The 21,083-nt window shown below is 66.4% G+C and carries 22 protein-coding genes; 8 read left to right on the top strand and 14 right to left on the bottom strand.

The window, feature by feature from the left end:
* Positions 1-176 precede the first annotated feature (176 nt).
* Genes PA6_RS14190 through PA6_RS14170 form a run of 5 tightly spaced genes read right to left on the bottom strand, consistent with a single transcriptional unit; the run spans position 177 to position 5,724 of the window.
* Positions 177-1,967, bottom strand: a complete 1,791-nt coding sequence (locus PA6_RS14190; protein ID WP_021701624.1) for an N-acyl-D-amino-acid deacylase family protein — start codon at positions 1,965-1,967, stop codon at positions 177-179.
* Positions 1,964-2,704 carry a sulfite exporter TauE/SafE family protein gene (locus PA6_RS14185; protein WP_021701623.1) on the bottom strand — a complete coding sequence of 247 codons (741 nt, stop codon included), beginning with the start codon at positions 2,702-2,704 and terminating at the stop codon, positions 1,964-1,966. The genes PA6_RS14190 and PA6_RS14185 overlap by 4 nt, the downstream gene beginning before the upstream one ends.
* On the bottom strand, positions 2,704-3,486 hold the full coding sequence (locus PA6_RS14180) for an SDR family NAD(P)-dependent oxidoreductase (RefSeq protein WP_021701622.1): 783 nt from the start codon (positions 3,484-3,486) through the stop codon (positions 2,704-2,706). The genes PA6_RS14185 and PA6_RS14180 overlap by 1 nt, the downstream gene beginning before the upstream one ends.
* The gene (locus PA6_RS14175; RefSeq protein ID WP_021701621.1) at positions 3,483-4,400 is read right to left on the bottom strand and encodes a bile acid:sodium symporter family protein; all 918 of its coding nucleotides are present in this window, start codon (positions 4,398-4,400) and stop codon (positions 3,483-3,485) included. The genes PA6_RS14180 and PA6_RS14175 overlap by 4 nt, the downstream gene beginning before the upstream one ends.
* The gene (locus tag PA6_RS14170) at positions 4,381-5,724 is read right to left on the bottom strand and encodes a flavin-containing monooxygenase (protein WP_021701620.1); all 1,344 of its coding nucleotides are present in this window, start codon (positions 5,722-5,724) and stop codon (positions 4,381-4,383) included. Before PA6_RS14170 ends, PA6_RS14175 begins: the two co-directional genes overlap by 20 nt.
* Positions 5,725-5,873: 149 nt before the next feature.
* On the opposite strand from PA6_RS14170, the gene PA6_RS14165 reads away from it, so the two are divergent.
* The 3 genes from PA6_RS14165 (at position 5,874) to PA6_RS14155 (ending at position 9,677) form a co-directional block, all read left to right on the top strand.
* On the top strand, positions 5,874-6,842 hold the full coding sequence (locus PA6_RS14165; RefSeq protein WP_021701619.1) for an AraC family transcriptional regulator: 969 nt from the start codon (positions 5,874-5,876) through the stop codon (positions 6,840-6,842).
* Positions 6,839-7,594, top strand: a complete 756-nt coding sequence (locus tag PA6_RS14160; RefSeq protein ID WP_021701618.1) for a spermidine synthase — start codon at positions 6,839-6,841, stop codon at positions 7,592-7,594. The genes PA6_RS14165 and PA6_RS14160 overlap by 4 nt, the downstream gene beginning before the upstream one ends.
* A gap of 382 nt (positions 7,595-7,976) precedes the next feature.
* Positions 7,977-9,677: a DEAD/DEAH box helicase gene (locus PA6_RS14155; RefSeq protein ID WP_021701617.1), complete on the top strand. Its 1,701-nt coding sequence runs from the start codon at positions 7,977-7,979 to the stop codon at positions 9,675-9,677.
* 41 nt (positions 9,678-9,718) lie between these two features.
* Here the strand turns inward: PA6_RS14155 and PA6_RS14150 are convergent, their stop codons facing one another.
* From PA6_RS14150 to PA6_RS14125, 6 genes are all read right to left on the bottom strand, one after another.
* Complete coding sequence (locus PA6_RS14150) at positions 9,719-10,120, bottom strand: hypothetical protein (protein WP_021701616.1); 402 nt, start codon at positions 10,118-10,120, stop codon at positions 9,719-9,721.
* Positions 10,121-10,182: 62 nt separating this feature from the next.
* Positions 10,183-10,386 carry a hypothetical protein gene (locus tag PA6_RS14145; RefSeq protein WP_021701615.1) on the bottom strand — a complete coding sequence of 68 codons (204 nt, stop codon included), beginning with the start codon at positions 10,384-10,386 and terminating at the stop codon, positions 10,183-10,185.
* A 74-nt stretch (positions 10,387-10,460) separates the two neighbouring features.
* Positions 10,461-11,228, bottom strand: coding sequence for a DODA-type extradiol aromatic ring-opening family dioxygenase (locus tag PA6_RS14140; RefSeq protein ID WP_021701614.1), 768 nt, complete (start codon positions 11,226-11,228; stop codon positions 10,461-10,463).
* Between the two features lie 151 nt (positions 11,229-11,379).
* Complete coding sequence (gene htpX / locus PA6_RS14135) at positions 11,380-12,255, bottom strand: protease HtpX (protein ID WP_021701613.1); 876 nt, start codon at positions 12,253-12,255, stop codon at positions 11,380-11,382.
* A gap of 88 nt (positions 12,256-12,343) precedes the next feature.
* The gene (locus PA6_RS14130) at positions 12,344-12,796 is read right to left on the bottom strand and encodes a hypothetical protein (RefSeq protein ID WP_021701612.1); all 453 of its coding nucleotides are present in this window, start codon (positions 12,794-12,796) and stop codon (positions 12,344-12,346) included.
* 5 nt (positions 12,797-12,801) lie between these two features.
* Complete coding sequence (locus PA6_RS14125) at positions 12,802-14,013, bottom strand: pyridoxal phosphate-dependent aminotransferase (RefSeq protein ID WP_021701611.1); 1,212 nt, start codon at positions 14,011-14,013, stop codon at positions 12,802-12,804.
* 139 nt (positions 14,014-14,152) lie between these two features.
* Here PA6_RS14125 and msrB point away from each other — a divergent pair, with 139 nt between their 5' ends.
* From msrB to PA6_RS14110, 3 genes are all read left to right on the top strand, one after another.
* Positions 14,153-14,545, top strand: a complete 393-nt coding sequence (gene msrB, locus PA6_RS14120; protein ID WP_021701610.1) for a peptide-methionine (R)-S-oxide reductase MsrB — start codon at positions 14,153-14,155, stop codon at positions 14,543-14,545.
* A 107-nt stretch (positions 14,546-14,652) separates the two neighbouring features.
* Positions 14,653-15,138 (top strand): glutathione peroxidase, encoded by a 486-nt coding sequence (locus PA6_RS14115; protein ID WP_021701609.1) that lies wholly within the window; start codon positions 14,653-14,655, stop codon positions 15,136-15,138.
* Complete coding sequence (locus PA6_RS14110) at positions 15,135-15,599, top strand: MarR family winged helix-turn-helix transcriptional regulator (protein ID WP_021701608.1); 465 nt, start codon at positions 15,135-15,137, stop codon at positions 15,597-15,599. Before PA6_RS14115 ends, PA6_RS14110 begins: the two co-directional genes overlap by 4 nt.
* Here PA6_RS14110 and PA6_RS14105 read toward each other — a convergent pair.
* Positions 15,583-17,901: a response regulator gene (locus PA6_RS14105; protein ID WP_043216731.1), complete on the bottom strand. Its 2,319-nt coding sequence runs from the start codon at positions 17,899-17,901 to the stop codon at positions 15,583-15,585. The two genes, PA6_RS14110 and PA6_RS14105, sit on opposite strands and share 17 nt — an antisense overlap.
* Before the next feature lie 92 nt (positions 17,902-17,993).
* Here PA6_RS14105 and PA6_RS14100 point away from each other — a divergent pair, with 92 nt between their 5' ends.
* Both PA6_RS14100 and PA6_RS14095 read left to right on the top strand, forming a co-directional pair.
* On the top strand, positions 17,994-18,884 hold the full coding sequence (locus tag PA6_RS14100) for an ATP-binding protein (RefSeq protein ID WP_021701606.1): 891 nt from the start codon (positions 17,994-17,996) through the stop codon (positions 18,882-18,884).
* Complete coding sequence (locus PA6_RS14095) at positions 18,881-19,363, top strand: GAF domain-containing protein (RefSeq protein WP_021701605.1); 483 nt, start codon at positions 18,881-18,883, stop codon at positions 19,361-19,363. The genes PA6_RS14100 and PA6_RS14095 overlap by 4 nt, the downstream gene beginning before the upstream one ends.
* Positions 19,364-19,407: 44 nt before the next feature.
* Here the strand turns inward: PA6_RS14095 and PA6_RS14090 are convergent, their stop codons facing one another.
* Both PA6_RS14090 and PA6_RS14085 read right to left on the bottom strand, forming a co-directional pair.
* Positions 19,408-20,070, bottom strand: a complete 663-nt coding sequence (locus tag PA6_RS14090) for a glutathione S-transferase family protein (RefSeq protein ID WP_021701604.1) — start codon at positions 20,068-20,070, stop codon at positions 19,408-19,410.
* A 21-nt stretch (positions 20,071-20,091) separates the two neighbouring features.
* Positions 20,092-20,859, bottom strand: a complete 768-nt coding sequence (locus tag PA6_RS14085; RefSeq protein ID WP_021701603.1) for a hypothetical protein — start codon at positions 20,857-20,859, stop codon at positions 20,092-20,094.
* Positions 20,860-21,083: the final 224 nt, after the last annotated feature.

The following is a 21,083-nucleotide window of genomic DNA, read 5'->3' as shown; positions in this document are numbered from 1 at the left end:
GCGTTCCGGGAGACGGTGCTCTTGGCGGCACCTGGTGAATGATGAGGGCTTGGCCCTCTCCCTAGCCCTCTCCCGTGAACGGGAGAGGGGATGGTTCGTGGTTAGTCGTTGGCTTCGTAGCCCGGATGCAATCCGGGAGGCAGGCCACTCCATTCCCGGATTGCATCCGGGCTAGATCAGGCGCTGGCGGGCTGCAGCGCGCCTGCGGGTGCCTTGCGCGGCAGCACGTCGCGGGCCGGCAGGAAGCGGCCGTAGCGCTTCGCCTTGCCGAGGTCGTCCGGGTATTCCTGGCCGCGCTGGTAGGCGATATGGCCGTTGATCAGGGTCAGCTCGACCGCCGCGTCGTTGCGTTTGACCACCCGAACCAGGCCGAGCACTTCCATCGGCGCCTCGGCGATGGCGTCCAGCTCCGCGGTCAGGCCCTCGGGGTTGACGATCACCAGGTCGGCGCGGTCGCCGACGCGGATATAGCCGGCGTCCACGCCGATGAAGTCGGCCAGTTCGCCGCTGCAGCGGCGCACCGCCTGGCCCAGCTCCATGAAGGGCGCGCCGGCCAGCTGCGCATCACGCACGTACTTGAGGAAGCGCAGCGGGAAGTTGTACTGGGCGATCGAGCGCAGGTGCGCGCCGGAATCGGCGAAGCCGGGGTGGGTCCAGGGGCTGGCCAGCAGCTGGCGCATGATCGGCTCGCGCTGGTTGCCGTAGCAGGTGGTCCACTTCAGCGCCTCGCGGTACTGGCAGGCCAGCTCGAAGTAGGCGTCCACCGCGTCCAGGCCACGGGCCTCGCCCAGTTGCTTGAAGTTCTTGCCGACCAGGGCCGCGTTCGGGCACTCGGTCACCCAGCAGTCGGAGAAGTCGCGGTGCCACAGGCCCTTGGTGAGGATGGCCTTGACCTGCTTCTTGAACAGGGCGCGGAACTCCGGCTCCAGCACCTTGGCGTAGAGCTCGTCTGGGTCCTTGATGTTGCGCAGGATCTCGCCGGCGCCGAACTCCTCGAAGGCGTTCACGTTGAGCCCTTCCAGGCGCAGGGTGAAGGGCGCCGGCAGGGTCTGCCAGCGGAAGTGGCCGCGCAGCACCTTGTTCGCCAGCCAGCCGGAGAGGCGGGTGAAGCGGTGCAGCAGCGGCTGTGACTTGAGATCCAGCGCGGTGAGCATGGTGCACTTGAGCGGCTTTCTGAACCAGCCGTGGGCCTGCCAGAGGAAGGCGAACACGTTGACCTTGGTCACCGCGTTCGGCGCGCCCTGCAGCACCGCGCCACGGCGGCGGAGGATGGCGAACAGGCGCGAGAACTCCTTCCAGCTGGCGAAGGTCGAGGGCAGCGGGCTGGACCAGGCGCGGTCGCCGTCCATCTTGTCCAGGCGCGTGGTCATCACCGACAGGCCGATGCAGCCGGCGTCCAGTGCTTCTTCCAGCAGCTGTTCCATGCGCTGCAGCTCGGCCTCGCTCGGCGTGATCTTCTGGGTGGCACGCTCCAGGCCCATCACCGCCACGCGCAGCTCGGAGTGGCCGAGGAAGGAATTGACGTTCGGCCCCAGCGGCAGCTGCTCGTAGAAGGCGCGGTAGCCGGCGGCGTCGCGCCAGATCTTCTTCTCCTGGAGGATCGGCAGCACGTACTCGCGCGGCACCGCCTCGACGCGAGTGAACAGGTCCGAGCAGTCTTCCGGCTCGGCCAGCACCATGCTGATCGAGCAGGAGCCGATGGTCACGCTGGTGACGCCGTGGCGCACCGACTCCTTCAGCGCCGGCGCGGCGATCACCTCGGCGTCGTAGTGCGAGTGGATTTCCAGAAAGCCCGGGGTGACCCACTTGCCGGCAGCGTCGATCACCTGCGCGCAGCCGCTCTCGTCCAGCGGGCTGAGGCTGAGCACGTCGATGCGGCCGTCGCGGATGCCGACATGGCGGACCGCGCCGGGGGCGCCGCTGCCATCGAAGTACAGGCCGTTCTTGATGATGATGTCGTAGCTCATGCGAGTCTCCAGGGGGCCAGCAGCAGGGTGCCGGTGAGCAGCAGCAGGCAGTAGATGGCGATGCGGAAGTGGCGCTCGTCGAAGCGCCGGTGCAGGCGTTCACCCAGCCACACGCCGAGCAGCAGCAGCGGGGCGTAGCTCGCCACCTGCGGCAGGGCCGGCAGCAGGCGGCCGTCGAGCAGGAAGGCGAGGGTGAGCAGGCTGTTGAGGCTGAACCAGACGCTGACCAGGGTGGCGCGCAGGCGTGCCTTGTCCAGCGCCGTGCCAGCCAGGCCGTAGACCAGCAAGGGCCCGCCCGAGGCGAACAGGCCGTGGCTGAGGCCGGCGCCGAGGGTGATCAGGCGGGTCAGCCAGGCTGGGCGCACCGGCAGCGCCTGGGCATGGCGCAGGCGCCACAGCTCGCGCCCGGCGAACCAGAGGATCAGCGCGCCGAAGCCGGCCTTGAGTGCCTGGGTGTCCAGGTGCGGCAGCAGCCAGTAGCCGAGCAGGGTGCCGGCGAGCATGCCGGGCAGGATGGTGCCGAGCAGCAGGCGGCGGTCGATCAGGCGCCAGTGGCGGCTGACCAGGTAGCCGGTCATGCCGATGTTCAGTGGCACCAGCACCGGCAGCAGCTGGTCGATCGGCAGCAGCAGGGCACCGAGCGACAGGGCGATGACGATGCTGCCGAAACCGGTGATGGCCTCCAGGGTGTAGGCCAGCAGGATAAAGGCGCCGAGGGCGTAGGGAGCGAAGGCCATCAGCCCATCTCCGCGGCGAAGCGCCGGCTCATCTGCCGGTAATAGAGCGCCGGCGCCAGGCGCCAGAGCAGGCTGGCCAGCCAGCTGCCGCGGTCGGGGAACAGGCGCTCGCGGCGCTGTTCCAGGCCCTTGAGGATTTCCCCGGCCATCCAGTCGGCGCCGCGAATCCTGCCGATGGTCGAGCGCGCGTGGCCGGCAGGCAGGCCGTCGGCGCCCAGGGCGTTGCGGTCGATCGGGGTGTCGAGGAAGCTCGGGTAGACCATCAGCAGGCCGACGCCGTCGCGCGCGAGCTCCGCGCGCAGCACCTCGAAGGCCTGGCCCAGTGCGCTCTTCGCCGCGCAGTAGCCGGCGCGGCCGAGCACCGGCATCCAGCCGGCCATCGAGCCGATGGCGGCGACCTGGCCACGGCTCTCGCGCAGCAGGCCGGCGGCGGCCAGGGTCAGCTCCAGCGGCGCGTGGTAGTCCACCGCCATGACCTTGCGGAACACGCCGGGGTCGGTGCGCAGGGTCGGCGAGCGGTGGGTGATGCCGGCGTTGTTGATCAGCAGATCGAGGCGGCCGAAGGCCGTGCGGCAGGTCTCGACCAGCTGGCCGTGCAGGGCCGGCTCGGTGATGTCGCCGGCCAGCGCCTGCACCCGCGCGCCGCCCAGCTCGGCCACCCGCGCGGCCAGGCCGGCGGCGTCGATGTCGGTGAGCAGCAGGTCATCGCCACGGGCGTGGCAGGCCTTGGCCAGCGCCCAGCCGAGGCCGCTGGCGGCGCTGGTGATCAGCACCACGCTCATGGCGTGGCCTCCCCGGCGGGCAGGGCGAGCGGGGCGCGGCGCGACCAGTACAGGGCCAGCAACAGCCCGGCCAGCAGCTGCCAGCAGCCCCAGAAGGCGGCGATCAGCAGCATGCCGCCGGCCTGCGGGAAGAAGGTGAAGATCAGCGCCATGCCCAGCGCCGAGTTGTGGATGCCAGTCTCCAGGGTCACCGCGCGCACATCGGCCTCGGACAGGCGCCACAGCCGGGCACACAGGTAGCCCAGGCCCAGGGCCATGGTGTTGAGGGTGACCACCAGCCAGAAGAACAGGTGGAAGTGCTCGATGAACTGCTCGACGTTCTTCACCAGGGCGCCGCCGACGAAAGCCAGCAGCACCAGCAGGGAGAAGTGCCGCAGCGGCTTTTCCAGCTTGCGCGCAAGGTGCGGGCGACGCTTGCCCAGGGCCATGCCGGCGACCATCGGCAGGATCAGCACCAGCACCACCATGGCCAGCAGCTCCACCGGGTCGACGCTGATGGTGGTGAGCAGGGCGCGGGTCTCGGGGTTGAGCCCGGCGTAGAGGGCGAAGTTGAGTGGGGTGAAGATCCCGGCCGTGAGGCTGGACACCCCGGTGACGCTGGCCGACACGGCGACGTTGCCGCGCGCCAGCCAGGTCATGATGTTGGAGAAGGTGCCGCTGGGGCAGGTGGCGACCAGGATCATGCCCAGGGCCAGGTGCGGGTCGATCGGCAGCAGCAGGGTCAGCCCGCAGGTGGCTGCCGGCAGCAGCAGGAACTGCACCAGCATGCCGATCGCCGGCGCCTTGGGCGCACGCAGGATGCGCCTGAAGTCATCGGCGCGCAGCTCCAGCGACACGCCGAACATCATCAGGGCGATGATCGCGTTGAGGGCGATCATCGCCACTGGCGAGAACTCAAGATTGACGTTGGGCATCGAGCCGCTCCTCGGGTTGGCTGACGGCGGCGAGGTCGCGGCGCAGCTCGGCGATGTGCGCCTTGAGTGCGGCACGGTAGCTGTCCTTGTGCACGTAGTAGGCCATGCGCGGCAGCTTGAGGTAGGCGTAGCCTCCGTCCAGGCGCTGGCTGGCGCGTTGCGCGATGGTCTGGCGCAGGCGCGCGGCCGAGGCGCTGCGGCGCTGCTGCTGGAGGATCGCCAGGGCCACCAGTTCGGCCTGCTCGGCGCGGCCCTGCCAGCCCAGGCCCGAGGCCTCGATCATGCCGAGCATGAACAGGTCATCGTGCTGCGGGTGGAACACGTTGAGGTAGAGCTGCGGGGCGTCGGCTTCCGGCGGCCAGTTCAGCTCGGTGCGGTCGATGAAGGGGTAGTCGAGCTTGTATCCCGTGGCCTGCAGGATCAGGTCGTATTCGCCACGCTCGCCATTGGCAAAGGTCACGTGCTGGCCGTCTACCGCTTTAATGTCGCTACGCGGCTGGATATCGCCGTGGCCGATATGGTGCAGCACCAGCGAGTTCATCACCGGGTGCGACTCGTACAGGCGGTAGTCCGGGTCGGGCAGGCCGTACTGCGAAGGCTTGCCGAGCAGGGCGCGCACCAGCAGGCCGTCGACCAGCTGCTTGAGCCGGCGTGGCAGCTTGACCGCGCCGCCGAAGGTGTCGGTGGGCTTGCCGAGGATGAACTTGGGCAGGAAGTGGTAGCCACGACGCACCGACAGGTCGACCGAGCTGGCGCGGTGCACGGCATCCACGGCGATGTCGCAGGCCGAGTTGCCGCAACCGATCACCAGTACGCGCTTGCCGGCGAAGATCTCGGCGCTCTTGTAGGCGCTGGAGTGCAGGAGTTCGCCGGCGAAGCGGCCGGGCAGGGCCGGCTGGTTGGGCGTGTGCAGCGTACCGTTGGCGATCAGTACGCCGTCGAACTGCCATTCGCGCGGCTCGCCCTGGCGTTCGCTGACCAGGCGCCAGCCCCGGTCCAGGCGCTCCAGGCGCACCACGCGGGTGTCGAACTGGTAGTACTGGCGCAGGCCGAAGTGGGTGGCATAGTCGCGGAAGTACTGGCCGATCTGGCGGTGATGCGGGTAGGGCGGCACCTCGTCCGCCATGGGGAACTCGTCGAACGCCGTGGTGCCCTTGGACGAGATCAGGTGTGCCGACTCGTACAGGGTGCTGTGCGGGTTGGCGAAGTCCCATAGGCCGCCGACATCCGAATGCAGCTCGAAACCGACGAAGGGGATACCATGGCGCTGCAACTGGCGCGCAGCGGCCAGCCCCATGGGGCCGGCTCCGATGATGGCATGCATGCAAGGCTCTCTCTCTATGGGCTGCGCTGCGCAGGCGTGGTACAACGCGCACCTGTCACGCTCAGCCTCGTTATTCGAGCCCAGCATAGGCAGTCATCCTCGTGCCGTAACGGCTCAATCAGGACCTCCTCCGGTTAATTCGGGACCCCATGAGCAACACGCCTTCTGTCACCGTCCATTACGCCCAGGCCATCCTCCAGGCCGCCGAGCGCCTGGCCCTGCCGTTGCCGGCCGAGCTGCGCGAGCCGAGCCGCGAGGCGCGCATTCCGCTGGCGCGCCAGGACGAGCTGTGGGAGGCTTTTTGCGCGGTCGCCGGCGATCCGCTGATCGGCCTGCGCCTGGGCCATGCCCTGCAGGTCGGCCACCTGGACATGGTCGGCGCGCTGCTGATGAGCTGCGAGACCCTGGGCGAGGCGCTGGAGGCACTGCTGGAGTACTACCCGATCGTCGGCGAGGGGGGCGAGTTCACCCTGGAAGCGGAGGGCGAGCTGCTGTGTCTGGCCTATCTGCCGCACTATCAGGTGCGCCGCGAGGAGCGAGTGGAGGCGGTACTGGCCAGCCTGGCGCACATGAGTGGCTGGATCACCGGCGAGCGGGTGCGGCCCCGGCAGGTGCGTTTCTCCCACGCGCCGCGGGCCGAGACGCCGCGTTATGACGAGCTGCTCGGCTGCCCGCTGGCGTTCGACGCCGCGCACAACGCGCTGCTGTACGACCGTGCGGATCTCGCCGTGCCGCTGATCCAGGCCAACGCGCCGATGCGCGAACACCTGCGCGGCCTGGCCGACAGTCTGCTCGAACGCCTGGGTCAGCAGAGCCTGGCGGCCCGCGTACAGCAATTGCTGCGCGCCCAGCCGCGCTGGGGCAAGGAGCGTATCGCCGAGCAGTTGGAGCTGAGCGGCCGCCACCTGAACCGCAAGCTGGGCGAGGAAGGCACCAGTTTCAAGCTCCTGCGCGACCAGGTACTGCACCAGATGGCCGAGCAGCGCCTGCGCGAGTCGCCTCGGGTGGCGGAAGTGGCGGAGGGGCTGGGGTTCTCCGACGAAAGCGCATTCGCCAAGGCGTTCCGGCGCTGGAGCGGCATCACGCCGGGGCAGTTCCGCCAGGGGCTCGGCCAATGAGCGACCTGCGCGAGGAAAGAGTGCTGGAAGAGGTGCGCGACGCCTGGGGCGTGATCCGCGTGCTGGAAGTGGGCGACTACCGCTTCCTCGAATTCGGCGAGGCCATCGAGCAGAGCTGCACCTACACCCGTGATCCGGCCTGGCTGGAATACGACTACACCCGCGCCATGCTGCTCGGCGCGCTGTGCCATGAGGCACCGGAGAACGCCCTGTTCCTCGGCCTCGGCGGCGGTACGCTAACCCAGGCCTGCCTGAAGTTCCTCGAACTGGAGGACGTCGAGGCCATCGAACTGCGTCCGGATGTCCCGCGCCTCGCCATGCAGTACCTGGGGCTGGCCGATGATCCGCGCCTGTACGTGCGCATCGGCGATGCCCTGGAGCTGCTCGACAGCGCCGAGAGCTGCGACCTGCTATTCGTCGATCTGTACACCGACACCGGCCCGGCGCCCGGGCACCTGGCCTGGACATTCCTAGAGAACTGCCAGAAGCGCCTCAGCCCAGGCGGCTGGCTGGTGATCAATCAGTGGGGCAATGACGACGGCAAGCCGCTGGGCGCGGCGCTGCTGCGCGGGCTGTTCCACCGCCACTACTGGGAAATTCCGGTGAAGGAGGGCAACGTCATCCTGCTGGTGCCGGCCGATCTCGACCAGTCGCTGAATTTCGATGCCTTGACGGCGCGTGCCGAGGCCCTGGCGCCGCGCCTGGGCTATTCGTTGCAGCCGCTGCTGGATGTGCTGCGCCCGGCCAGCTGAGTGGCCTTTCCCCTCTCCCCGCAGGAGAGGGGAAAGGGGTGAGGAGCTTTCAGGCCCCCGGTGCCTGCAGCGACATTCGGCGAGGGTGTTACACACCTGAGTCTAGGCCTGTCGTCGGTAGTTACACCTGTCTCGGCAAAAATCCTGCCATATCGTCAGCATTTTCCTGTATGATTCGCGCCCGGCCAAAACTGGCCCCGTCAATTTTTCACGAAGCTTGGCTTCGCTGCTGGTTCGCGCTGCGGACTACCCTTGACGTTTCATCCATCACGTTTTCGCAACTACCCGCTGATTGGCTGCCAGGGTGACCCAAAAGGTCCTTCACGGCGCGCGCAGCCTTTTTTGTTCCTGGGTTTTTGCGGATGCACATAGAGGCAGACCCATGACTCAGGAAGTAACCGGCACCTTTGCCGACCTCGGCCTTCATCCCTCCATTCTCGCCGCGCTGACCGCGGTCGGATATGAAGAGCCTTCCCCCATTCAGGCCCAGGCCATCCCGATGATCCTCGCCGGTCACGACATGATCGGCCAGGCCCAGACCGGTACCGGCAAGACCGCCGCCTTCGCCCTGCCGATCCTGTCCAAGATCGACCCGGCCAGGCGCGAGCCGCAGGCCCTGATCCTGGCGCCGACCCGCGAGCTGGCCCTGCAGGTGGCGACCGCCTTCGAGACCTACTCCAAGCAGATGCCGGGCGTTAACGTCGTCGCCGTCTACGGCGGCGCGCCCATGGGCCCGCAGCTCAAGTCCCTGCGCATGGGTGCGCAGATCATCGTCGCCACTCCGGGTCGCCTGGTTGACCACCTGAGCCGCAATGATCAACTGCTGTCGACCATCCGCCACCTGGTGCTGGACGAGGCCGACGAGATGCTCAAGCTCGGCTTCATGGATGACCTGGAAGTGATCTTCCAGGCCATGCCGGCCAGCCGCCAGAGCGTGCTGTTCTCCGCGACCCTGCCGCACTCGATCCGCGAGATCGCCGAGAAGCACCTGCGCGAGCCCAAGCACGTCAAGATCGCGGCCAAGACCCAGACCGTGTCGCGCATCGAGCAGGCGCATCTGATGATCCACGCCGATCAGAAGATCAACGCCGTGACCCGCCTGCTGGAAGTCGAGGATTTCGACGCGCTGATCGCCTTCGTGCGCACCAAGCAGGCCACCCTGGACCTGGCAGCCGCGCTGGAAGCCAAGGGCTACAAGGCCGCCGCGCTGAACGGCGACATCGCCCAGAACCAGCGTGAGCGCGTGATCGAGTCGCTCAAGGACGGTCGTCTGGACATCGTCGTCGCTACCGACGTGGCTGCCCGTGGTATCGACGTGCCGCGCATCACCCACGTGCTCAACGTCGACATGCCGTATGACCCGGAATCCTACGTGCACCGTATCGGCCGTACCGGCCGTGCCGGTCGCGAAGGTCGTGCCCTGCTGCTGGTGACTCCGCGCGAGCGCCGCATGCTGCAGGTGATCGAGCGCGTCACCGGGCAGAAGGTCGGCGAGGTCAAGCTGCCCAACCCGCAGCAGGTGCTGGATGCCCGCATCAAGAAGCTGACCACCAGCCTCACCCCGCTGACCACCGATGCCGAGGCCAGCCATGGCGACCTGCTCGATCGTCTGGTTGCCGACATCGGTTGCAGCCCGCGCGCCCTGGCCGCGGCTCTGCTGAAGAAGGCCACCGGTGGTCAGGCCCTAGACCTGGCCAGCGTCGAGCGCGAGCAGCCGCTGGTGCCGAGCGCCGGCCCGGCCCGCGAGCGCCGTGAGCGCGACGGCGACCGCCCGGAGCGTTCCTACGATCGCGGCGATCGCGGTGAAGTCCGCGAGCGTCGTCCGATGGCCGCGCCGAGTGAAGGCAAGGCCCGCTGCCGTACCGCGCTGGGTGCGCGTGACGGTATCGCGGCGAAGAACCTGCTGGGCGCCATCCTCAACGAGGGCGGCCTGCAGCGCGATGCCATTGGCCGCATCCAGATCCGTGAAACTTTCAGCTTGATCGAGCTGCCGGAAGACGGTCTGGAGCGCCTGCTCGGCAAGCTGAAGGACACCCGCGTTTCCGGCAAGGCGCTGAAGCTGCGTCGCTATCGCGAGGACTGAGTCCTGCTGCTGTGAAAAAGCCCCGCTGATGCGGGGCTTTTTTATGCGCGGCGCTTTTGGCGGTCGATGAGCACGGCGATGGCGGCCAGGAGGATGGCCAGGCTGTAGGCGAACAGACCGAGGTTGATGCCGAGGATCAGCTTCTCCGAGCCATCGGACAGCACCATGGAGCCGTCGTAGTGCTCGCGCAGGGCGTAGGCGACGAGGAAGCCGCCGGTGACGAACAGGGTGATCAGGCTGCTCAGGCGAATCTCGCTCCTGAACCAGACCAGCCACAGACTGAAGGCGCCCAGGGCGCAGTTGGTGGCCAGCTGCCAGACCTCATGCAGGCGGGCATGGGGCGTCCACTGCGGATTGAATACGTGGCTGGCGTTGATCTCGAAGACAGGCACCACCACGGCGTAGAAGGCGATGCCGATGGTGACCAACAGTTTGGCGAGCATGGCGACGTTTCCTGGGCCTGGGGATGTCGCCACTCTAATCAGACGTTGGGCGAAAGCCCAGCTCAGGCGCGCTGGAGCTCCATCTGCTCGCGCATGCTGCGCAGGTCGCCGGCGTCCTGGTTGAGCAGGTGGATGACGTTGAGCAGCTGCTGGCGCAGCACTTCGTCGCTGGTCCGCTCGGCGGCGCGCATCACCGTCAGGGCGGCGTCCTCGTTGTGGCTGGCGACCAGGTCCAGGGTCTTGCGGAGGGTGCGTGTGGTGCGCATGTCTGACGGCCTTGCTGGAAACTGCCGGCAGCATAAGCGAAGGCTATTTCCTTTTTATTTCAGCAGCTTGCCCGTCAGTCGAAGCGATATACATCCATCCCCAGCGCACCATAGGTGAAGCCGCTGTGCACCAGGCCGAACTGTTCGCCGGCCCCCAGGGCGAAGAAAAGCGGCAGCAGGTGTTCGTCGCTGGGGTGGTTGCGCACGGCGTGCGGCGCCTGGCGGCGATAGTCCAGCAGGGCAGCACGGTCGTCCTGGCGCAGGCGCTCCACCATCCAGTCGCGAAACTCGCCGGCCCAGGGGGTGATCACCTCCGGGCCGGCGCGCCAGTTCAGCTCGCCCAGGTTGTGGGTGATGCTGCCGGAGCCGACCAGCAGCACGCCCTGTTCGCGCAGGCTGCGCAGGGCCTGGCCAACCTTCACTTGCAGCTCCGGGCCAGCGTGGCTGGGCAGGGACAGTTGCACGACCGGAATATCGGCGTCCGGGTACATCAGCATGAGTGGTACCCAGGCGCCATGGTCGCGCGGGCGCTGCTCGTCCAGCTCAGTGGGCAGTTCTGCATCGATCAGCAGCTGGCGAACCTGCTGCGCCAGTTGCGGTTCCCCTGGCGCGGGGTACTGCACGGCATACAGCTCGACGGGAAAGCCGCCGAAGTCGTGCCAGGTACGCGGTTGTGCAGCGCTGCCGACCTTCAGCCCGGGGCTTTCCCAGTGCGCGGAGACCACCAGCACCGCACGCGGGCGTGGCAGCGCCGCAGCCAGCTGGGCCAGGGCGGGGCCGCTGGCACCTGGCTCGAGGGCGAGCATGGGTGAGCCGTGGGAAATGAACAGGCTGGGCAGCATGGCGTTCTCCTTGATCGGACGCCATTGTCCCGCAGGCTGGGATCGATGAATAACGCAGGTTTTGCGTTCGAGTGATCGAATCCGTGGATCAATCAAGGGGTAGAAAGCACAAGGGCGACCCGTGGGTCGCCCTTGTCTGGTGTGGCTGTGATCAGCCGCGGCGGCGCAGCGCCTCGATGCGGTCTTCCAGCGGCGGGTGGGTCATCAGCAGGCCGGCCAGGCCGTTCTTCAGGCCGCCGTTGATGCCGAAGGCGGTCATGCTGCTGGGCATGTGCACCGGCACACCCTGTTCGGCGCGCAGGCGCTCCAGAGCGGCGATCATGGCGCCGGTGCCGGCCAGGCGAGCGCCGGCATCGTCGGCCTTGAACTCGCGGCGACGGGAGAACCACATGACGATGATGCTGGCCAGGATGCCCAGTACCAGTTCGGCGAAGATGGTCGCGACGATGTAGCCGATACCATGGCCTTCGCCCTCGTTCTTAAGGATCACGCGGTCGACGAAGTTGCCGAAGATGCGCGCGAAGAACATCACGAAGGTGTTCACCACGCCCTGGATCATGGCCAGGGTGACCATGTCGCCGTTGGCCACGTGGCCGATCTCGTGGGCCAGTACGGCCTTCACTTCATCGGGCGAGAAGCGCTCCAGCAGGCCCTGGCTGACGGCCACCAGGGCGTCGTTCTTGTTCCAGCCGGTGGCGAAGGCGTTGGACTCGTAAGCCGGGAAGATACCCACTTCCGGCATCTTGATGCCGGCCTCGCGGGACAGCTCCTCGACGGTCTGCAGCAGCCACTGTTCATGGCGGGTGCGCGGCTGGGTGATGATTTCGGTGCCGGTGCTCATCTTCGCCATCCACTTGGACATGAACAGCGAGATGAAGGAGCCGACGAAGCCGAACACGGCGCAGAAAGCCAGCAGGCTGCCGTAGTTCTGGCCGGTGAAGCGATCGACCCCGAGCAATTTCAGGGTGACGCTGGCGATCAGCAGCACCGCCAGGTTGGTGGCCAGGAACAACACGATACGCATCATGGTGGAAAGCTTCTCCTCAGGCGAGAGACGGTCTAAGTATGCGAGCTATATAAGGTTGGCCCGCCGCGGCTTCAACCGAGGCACTATTTCAAACTATGTCGCTGGCCTGATGCAGAGCGCTTTCGAACAGCTGGCGAGTAAGACGCGCGACCTTTTCGCTGTTGTGCTGGGCGAGGGCTTCACGCAGTTGCCAGGCGAGCGTGGCGTGCACGCGGCGCACGCTCGGCGGCAGGGCGTCGCCCTGGGGCAGGGCATGGGGTATGGCGCGTGACAGGCGCAGGAAGCCCTTCTCGGTGAGCACGGCCTGGTCCAGCGCATCGTAGGCGATGGTCGACTCGAAACGCAGGTAGCCTTCCTCGGCCAGCCACAGCAGCGCACCCAGGCAGGCCTGGTGACGCTTGCTGGGCAGGCCGAACTCGTCGGGTTCCTCGCGGCCGATCAGGTCTTCCACATACAGCGCCACCTTGCGCGGGAAGGCCTGATAGAGCAGCAGCAAGCCGCTGGCCGCGTCCTTGTAGAACTCGTCGATCTGCAGGTCCATGCGGCTTACTGGCGGTAGGACTTGAGGAAGTTGCCGATGCGCCCGATGGCCTGCTCGAGGTCGTCGACGCGCGGCAGGGTGACCACGCGGAAGTGATCCGGCCACGGCCAGTTGAAGGCGGTGCCCTGGACGATCAGCAGCTTCTCGGCGAGCAGCAGGTCGAGGACGAACTTCTCGTCGTTGTGGATCGGGCAGACCTTGGGGTCGATCTTGGGGAAGGCGTACAGCGCGCCCATCGGCTTGACGCAGCTGACCCCGGGGATGTCGTTGAGCAGTTCCCAGGTGCGGTTGCGCTGCTCCAGCAGGCGGCCGTTGGGCAGTACCAGGTCGTTGATGCTCTGGTAGCCGCCGAGCGCGGTCTGGATTGCGTGCTGGCTCGGCACGTTGGCGCACAGGCGCATGTTGGCCAGGATATCCAGGCCTTCGATGTAGCTGGTGGCCTTGTGCTTGGGTCCGGAGATGGCTACCCAGCCGGAGCGGAAGCCGGCCACGCGGTAGCTCTTGGACAGGCCGTTGAAGGTCAGGCAGAGCACGTCCGGCGCCAGGGAGGCAGTGGCGATGTGCTGGGCTTCGTCGTAGAGGATCTTGTCGTAGATCTCGTCAGAGAACAGCACCAGGTTGTGCTGGCGTGCCAGTTCGACGATGCCTTCCAGCACTTCCCTGGAATACACGGCGCCGGTCGGGTTGTTCGGGTTGATCAGCACGATGGCCTTGGTGTTGCTGCTGATCTTGGCCTTCATGTCGGCCAGGTCGGGGAACCAGCCGGCCTGTTCGTCGCACAGGTAGTGCACCGGCTTGCCGCCAGAGAGGGCTACGGCGGCGGTCCACAGCGGGTAGTCGGGCGCCGGGATCAGCACCTCGTCACCGTTGTTGAGCAGCGCCTGCATGGCCATCACGATCAGTTCGGAAACGCCGTTGCCGAGGTAGATGTCCTCGATGCCGACGCCTTCCACCTGCTTCTGCTGGTAGTACTGCATCACCGCTTTGCGCGCGCTGAACAGGCCCTTGGAGTCGCTGTAGCCCTGGGCGGTGGGCAGGTTGCGGATGACGTCCTGGAGGATTTCCTCCGGGGCCTCGAAACCGAACGGTGCCGGGTTGCCGATATTCAGCTTGAGGATGCGATGGCCTTCCTCTTCCAGGCGTTTGGCGTGCTTGAGCACCGGCCCGCGGATGTCGTAGCAGACGTTGGCGAGCTTGTTCGATTTGCTGACCTGCATGATGCTTATGTCCCGATGCGAATCGCCGCGCTGTAATGCGGCAGCCAGACTGGCGTCCAAAGAGGGACGCATGATACGTGCGGCCAGAAGCCCGGAAAAGGGACCGGTCGGGCTTTTTTCTGCCCCTGAGGTGTGCTCCATGGAAAAGATCGATAAACCCCTGGAAGCCTGGCGCGACGAGCTTTCCGACGCCCAGTTCCATGTCTGCCGGCTGGGTGGCACCGAGCGTGCCTTCACCGGCGAATACCACGACAGCAAGGTGCCCGGCATCTACCACTGCGCCTGCTGCGACGAAGCGCTGTTCGACTCGGACGCCAAGTACGATTCGGGCAGCGGCTGGCCCAGCTATTTCCAGCCTGTGAGTGCCGGGGTGATCGCCGAGAAGGACGATTTCAGCCATGGCATGCAGCGCATCGAGGTCAAGTGCGCCAAGTGCGATGCGCACCTGGGCCATGTCTTCCCCGATGGTCCGCGACCGACCGGGTTGCGCTACTGCATCAACTCGGTGGCGCTGAAGTTGGTGCCGCGCTAGCGAAGAGGCTCGCCGCCTGGCGGGCCTTTTCCCGGTTATTTAAATTGTGTGCAATTGAATTGCTCGCTATATTTGCCGCACCTTCACTGTCAACGGAGCCGCAGGCCATGAGCGACAAGCTTTTCGATATTCCCGTCACCACCATCAAGGGCGAGCAGAAGACCCTCAAGGACTTCGGCGGCAAGGCCGTGCTGGTGGTCAATACCGCCAGCAAGTGCGGCTTCACCCCGCAGTACAAGGGCCTGGAGAACATCTGGCAGCAGTACAAGGACAAGGGGCTGGTGGTGCTGGGCTTCCCCTGCAATCAGTTCGGCAAGCAGGAGCCGGGCGACGAGGGTGCGATCAGCGAGTTCTGCGAGCTGAACTTCGGCGTGACCTTCCCGCTGTTCAAGAAGATCGATGTCAACGGCAGTGATGCCCACCCGCTCTACGTGCAGCTGAAGAAGCGTGCCCCCGGCCTGCTCGGCAGCCAGGGCATCAAGTGGAACTTCACCAAGTTCCTGATCAGCGGCGACGGTGCCGAGGTCAAGCGCTTTGCCCCGACCACCAAGCCCGAAGAACTGACCACCGAGATCGAAGCCCTGCTGAAATGAGTGAGCGCGATCTCGAGGCGCAGCTGCTGCTGGATAACCAACTGTGCTTCAAGCTCTACGCCGCCTCGCGGGCTGTGACCCGGGCCTACAAGCCGATGCTCGACGAGCTCGGCCTGACCTACCCGCAATACCTGGTGATGCTGGTGCTGTGGGAGTGGCACGCCGCGCCGCCAGTGCAGGCCACGGTCAAGGCGCTGGGTGAGCGCCTGCTGCTCGACTCCGGCACCCTGACGCCGCTGCTCAAGCGCCTGGAGCAACTGGGGCTGGTGCAGCGGCGGCGCTCCAGCAGCGACGAGCGTGAACTCTGTCTGGCGCTGACCGCCGCGGGTGAGGCACTGCGCGCCAGGGTGCTGCCGCTCAAGCAGCGCCTGCTGTGCGAGAGCGGGGTCGACATGAACGAACTGGAAGGGCTGCGGCACAGCCTCGGGCAGTTGCTGACGCGGGTTACTGCGCACTCGTGAGCGGCAGCCAGCTGTCCAGCAGGGCGGTCAGGTCTTCCCGGCGGAAGGGTTTGGCCAGGTAGTCGTTCATGCCGGCGGCCTGGCAGCGCTCGCGCTCGTCCGGCAGGGCGTTGGCGGTCAGCGCGATGATCGGCAGGTTGGGCCAGCGGCCGCTCTGGCGAATGCGGCGAGTCGCCTCGTAGCCATCCATGACCGGCATGTTGCAGTCCATCAACACCAGGTCCACCGGCTGCTGTTCCAGGTAGGCGATAGCTTCGCCGCCGTGGCCGGCGACAGCCACCTGGCAGCCCAGCTTGGTCAGCATGCCCTTGGCGACCATCTGATTGACCTGATTGTCTTCCACCAGCAGCACGCGGGCCTGGTGTGACCTTGGTGTGGCGCTGCTGGCGGGCTCCACGCTGGGTTCGCGCTGCGGTGCCAGCAGGCGCTGCAGGGCCTGGTGCAGGGCCGTGCGCCCGAGCGGGCGGGGCAGCTGCTCGAAGGGCGCCAGGGTGGAGATCTGCTCGCTGGCGATGAAGGTGCCGTAGGGCGATACCAGCAGCAGCGGCGCGCTCAGGCGTTGACGCAGCGGCAGCAGGCTGTCCGGCGCCGCGCAGATCAGCAGATCGATGGATTCCGCAGAGACCTCGTCGAGGCTGTTCACCCGCCGGTAGTGCACGCCCCAGTTGGGCAGCCAGCTGCCGAGCAGTTCGGCCAGGCCGCTGTCGGCGGCGCACAGCGCCACTACCCGGCCTGGCAGCTGCGGCCAGCGGGGCGCGGGCGTGTGCCCGCGCAATGGCAGGATGGCGCTGAACTGGCTGCCGATGCCTTCCCGGGAGCTCAGCAGCAGTTCCCCCTGCATTGCTTCGCACAGGCGCCTGGTCAGTGCCAGGCCCAGCCCGGTGCCGCCGAACTGCCGGGTGATGCCTGCGCCGGCCTGGGTGAAGGGCTGGAAGATGCGCTGCTGCGCGTCTTCGGGGATGCCGATGCCGGTGTCGTTGACCTGGATGCGCACGCCGCCGCTGTCGAGCGCGATGCGCAGGTCGACGCGTCCGCGCCGCGTGAACTTGAGCGCGTTGGACAGCAGGTTGCTGATCACCTGGCGTACGCGGGTGGGGTCGCCGAGCAGCAGGGCCGGCAGCTGCGGGTCGATCAGGCAGGTCAGTTCGACTTCGGGCGCGGTGTTCTGCGAGAGCAGGCTGGCGGTTTCCTCCGCCAGGGCGCCGAGGTCGAAGGGGATGCTTTCCAGTTCCAGCTGGCCGGCCTCGAACTTGGACAGGTCAAGAATGTCGTTGAGCAGGTCGACCAGCACCTTGCCGGAGTCATGGGCGATCAGCAGCTGCTGGCGTTGTTCATTGCTCAGGCTGCCGTCCAGGGCCAGTGCCAGCATGCCGAGCAGGCCGTTGAGCGGCGTGCGGATCTCGTGGCTCATGTTGGCCAGGAAAGCGGCGCGGGCCTGGGCCATTTCCAGGGCGGTACTGCGCGCCTGCTCGAGGTCGCGGTTGGACTGGGTCAGGCGGGCGTTGGTCGCTTTCAGCTCGGCGGTGCGGGCCGAGACGATGTTCTCCAGCTCGCCCAGGTACTGGGTCAGGCGGTCCTCGGCCTCGCGGCGCTGGCTGATTTCCTGGTGGATATTGGTCAGCTGCTGGTTGGTCACCGCGACCAGGATGCCCACCTCGTCGCGCTCGTGGCCGGTGGGGCAGGGCACGGGGGAGAAGTCGCGGCGCGGATCGCGGTCGCTGAGGGCACGGATCACCCCGACCAGGGGTTTGGTCAGCATGGCGTAGAACAGCACCAGCAGGATCAGCGACAGCAGCAGGCTGCGGGCGAAGCCGGTGAGCAGGGTGAGCAGGGCGCGGCGCAGGAAGTGGCTGCCGAAGGCGTAGGTGTCGACCTCCAGGCGCAGCACGCCGAGGGGTTCCGCAGTGGAATGGCTGACGAACAGCGGGTCTTCGAACTGGCGCCGCTCGCCGAACAGGAAGTCGCTGAATACCCGATAGCCGCTCTTTACCGGCGGGCGCTCCACCGATGCTAGCACCAGGCCGCTGTTGTCGACGATCTCCGCGCGCATCACTGCCGGTGAGCGCAGCAGGCCGAGCACCAGCTCCTGGGCCAGTTCGGCGTCGATGTTGTAGGAGATGCGCGCGGCAGGGTTGTGGCTGATTTCCAGCAGGGAATGGATTTCGCGGTCGATGGAGGCGTCTTCACTGGCATAATCCAGGCTGATTTGGATCAGGCTCAGCAGGGTCCCCAGGATGAAGGCCACCAGCACCGTCAGCTTGGCCTGCTTGAACGACAGGCGGTGGGTGAGAGAAATATCCATCGGCGGGGTGGTTTGCGTCCTGGGTTGCGGGCCTTGCAAAGCATAGCCCATAGCACTGGATCACCGGCAGTAGCGGATATGAGGAGTAAGTCGTGGATTCCCCTTTGAACAGCTTTCTGCAGCGTGCCGACGCGGTGCTGCAACGGCTCGAACCTTTGTTGCCGGCCGAGCGCGTGACGCTGGACTGGCAGGCGGTGATCGCCGCGCGCTGGCAGCGCGAAGGGCGCGCTGGTTACCTGCAGCCACTGCGTGTGAGCCTGGACCTGAGCCTCGCCGACCTGGTCGGGGTGGATACCCAGCGTGAGCAGCTGTCGCGCAATACCCAGCAGTTCGTCGCCGGCTTGCCGGCCAACCATGCGCTGCTGTGGGGCGCGCGTGGCACCGGCAAGTCCTCGCTGGTGCGCGCGCTGCTGGCCGCGCATGCGGACGCCGGGCTGCGCCTGATCGAGATCGAACGTGACCATCTGGCCGACCTGCCCCGGGTGGTGGAAGCCCTGGCCGGGCTGCCGCAGCGTTTCGTGCTGTTCTGCGACGATCTTTCGTTCGAAGCCGGCGAAGGTGATTACCGGGTGCTCAAGAGTGTGCTGGACGGCTCGCTGGAGCGGGCGCCGGACAATGTGCTGCTGTACGCCACCTCCAACCGCCGCCACCTGGTTCCGGAGAAGGAGAGCGACAACGACAACTGGCAGCGCGTCGAGGGTGAACTGCACCCGAGCGAGGCGGTCGAGGACAAGATCGCCCTGTCCGATCGCTTCGGTCTGTGGATCTCCTTCTATCCCTTCACCCAGGACCATTTCCTCGCCGTGGTGCGCCACTGGATCACCAGTCTGGCCGCGCAGGCCGGGTTGCAGTGGAGCTGGAGCCACGAACTGGAGATTCTCGCCATTCGCTGGGCGCTGGGGCGCGGCAATCGCAACGGCCGCTGCGCTTACCAGTTCGCCCGCAGCTGGGTGGGCCAGCGTTTGCTGGAGGTGCAGCCATGATCGATCTGCAGCAAGCCGGGCAGGGGCGTGAGGGGTATGCGCTGCTGGCGGCGCAACTGGAGGCGCTGCTGGCCGACGAGCGCGATTTCGTGGCCAATGCCGCGCAGTTCTCCGCCTTCCTGTTTCATGAGCTGGGCGACCTCAACTGGGCCGGTTTCTACCTCAACAAGGGCGAACAGCTGGTGCTGGGGCCGTTTCAGGGCAAGGTCGCCTGCGTGCGGATTCCCTTCGGCCGGGGCGTGTGCGGTGCCGCGGCGAGCAGCCGGCAGACCCAGCGCGTCGAGGATGTGCATGCCTTCCCGGGGCATATCGCCTGTGACAGCGCATCGAACAGCGAGCTGGTGGTGCCGCTGGTCAAGGACGGGCGCCTGATCGGCGTGCTGGACCTGGACAGCCCGAGCACCGCGCGCTTCAGTCCCGATGACCAGGTCGGTGTCGAGCGGCTGGTGGCGATCTTCCTGCGCCTGACCGACTGCTGAGCATGAAAAAGCCCGGCTTGTGCCGGGCTTTTGGATGATGCCGGTCAGGCCTTGCCGCTGATCTTGGCGACCACCTTGAGTTCGCCGGGTAGCAGGCCCTGCACCGACTCGCGTGCCTGGATGCGCCGGAAATGCGCGGCCAGCCCAGGCCAGCGCGCCTCGTCCGGCAGCTCGCCGCCATGCGCCATGTTCTGCAGCTGGCAGTAGATCGCCAGATCGGCCTGGCTGAGGCTGTCGTTGACGAAGTAATCGGCAGTGCCCAGGGTCTGTTCGAGATAGTCGAAATGCCTGGGCAGCTTGTCATGCAGGGCGGTCTGTACCGCCTCTTCGTCGCAGCTCTGGCCCAGCATGGGCTTGAGCAGGCGGTTACGGAACACCGCGAAGGTGCACAGTGGCGCCAGCTCGTAATCGGCGTACTTCTCCAGCCAGCGTATGCGCGCCGCCTGCACGGGGGATTGGCCGAACAGACGCAGGCTGTCGGGATACTGCTCTTCCAGGTACTGGCAGATCACGCTGGAGTCGGCCAGGGTCAGGTCGTCGTCGCGGAAGGCCGGAATGCGGCCCAGCGGGTTGAGCTCGCGATACCAGTCGGGCTGGCCGAAGGGGGTGATGATCTCCAGCTGGTAGTCCAGCCCCTTTTCCTGCAGACACAGGCGTAGCTTGCGCACGAACGGCGACAGCGGCGCGCCGTAGACGATCCGGCTCATCGAGGCTCCTTGGTGGGGGAATCAGTCGTAGATGTTCTTCTTCTTCCAGTCGTCTTCGCCGAGTGTCTTCAGGCCCTCGGTGAGTTCGCTGGGTTCGTTGTCGACTGGCTTGGCCTTTTCCAGAACCACCGCATTGGCGCGTGCCAGTGAGTCCTCAAGCTGCTTGAGCTGGGCCTTGTAGCGCTCGGGGTCGGGCTGCTTGCGCAGGTACTGCACGCCGCGCTCGTAGGCCAGGCGAGCCTGGCCGGGGTGGCCCTGCTGCATGGATTGCTGACCGAGGTTGCTGAAGAACTCGAAATGCAGCTGCACCAGGAGATGGCGCAGCTCACCCAGCCAGCGTTTGGCCTCGTTGGCCGGCAGCGCTCCATCCTGCGCGGCGCGATTGATCTGGCCGTGGAGGTTCTCCAGGAGGAAACGGATGTCTTTCGCCTTGGCCTCACTCAGAATCGGCTGCGGCGGATTACGTACCGGGGCACTGTCGCCCTTGGCGATCAGGTCGCGCAGCTCGCTCAGGCGGCCCATCAGGTTGATGTTCTGCTTGTCCAGCGCCAGCAGGCGTTCGCCGTAGTGCAGTTCGAAACGGCTGAGCAGCACCTTGAGTGCGGGGCTCATCAGTTGCCCGGGCATGTTCTCCGACACGTCACGGCTGCGGCGCACCCGGTCATTCAAATCCGCCTTGAGCCGGGCTTTCTCCAGTTTGCTGTTCTCGACCATATGGTTGATATAGCCAATGACGAACAGCACCACTATGCCAGCGATAATCAGAGCGGTGATGACGAGTGGGGACACCGTGAAAACTCCCGAGGCGCTTCTTGATGTGCCGAGTGTAGTGCCTTCGCCATTGGGCTGATAGAGCTGGATCAATTTATGAATCGAAGTCTTTGATTTAAAAAAAGTTTTGAATGAGGCTTGACGCTCTTCGGTAGGCTCCCTAGAATGCGCGCCACTTCAAGCGATGACGGCAACGGATTCGCAGGAAGCCGGAAAGCTGTTGTAAGCTCCGGGCCACGTTC

This window comes from Aquipseudomonas alcaligenes NBRC 14159, from assembly GCF_000467105.1.
Lineage (GTDB): Bacteria > Pseudomonadota > Gammaproteobacteria > Pseudomonadales > Pseudomonadaceae > Aquipseudomonas > Aquipseudomonas alcaligenes.
This window is presented reverse-complemented; position numbering and strand designations above follow the sequence as displayed.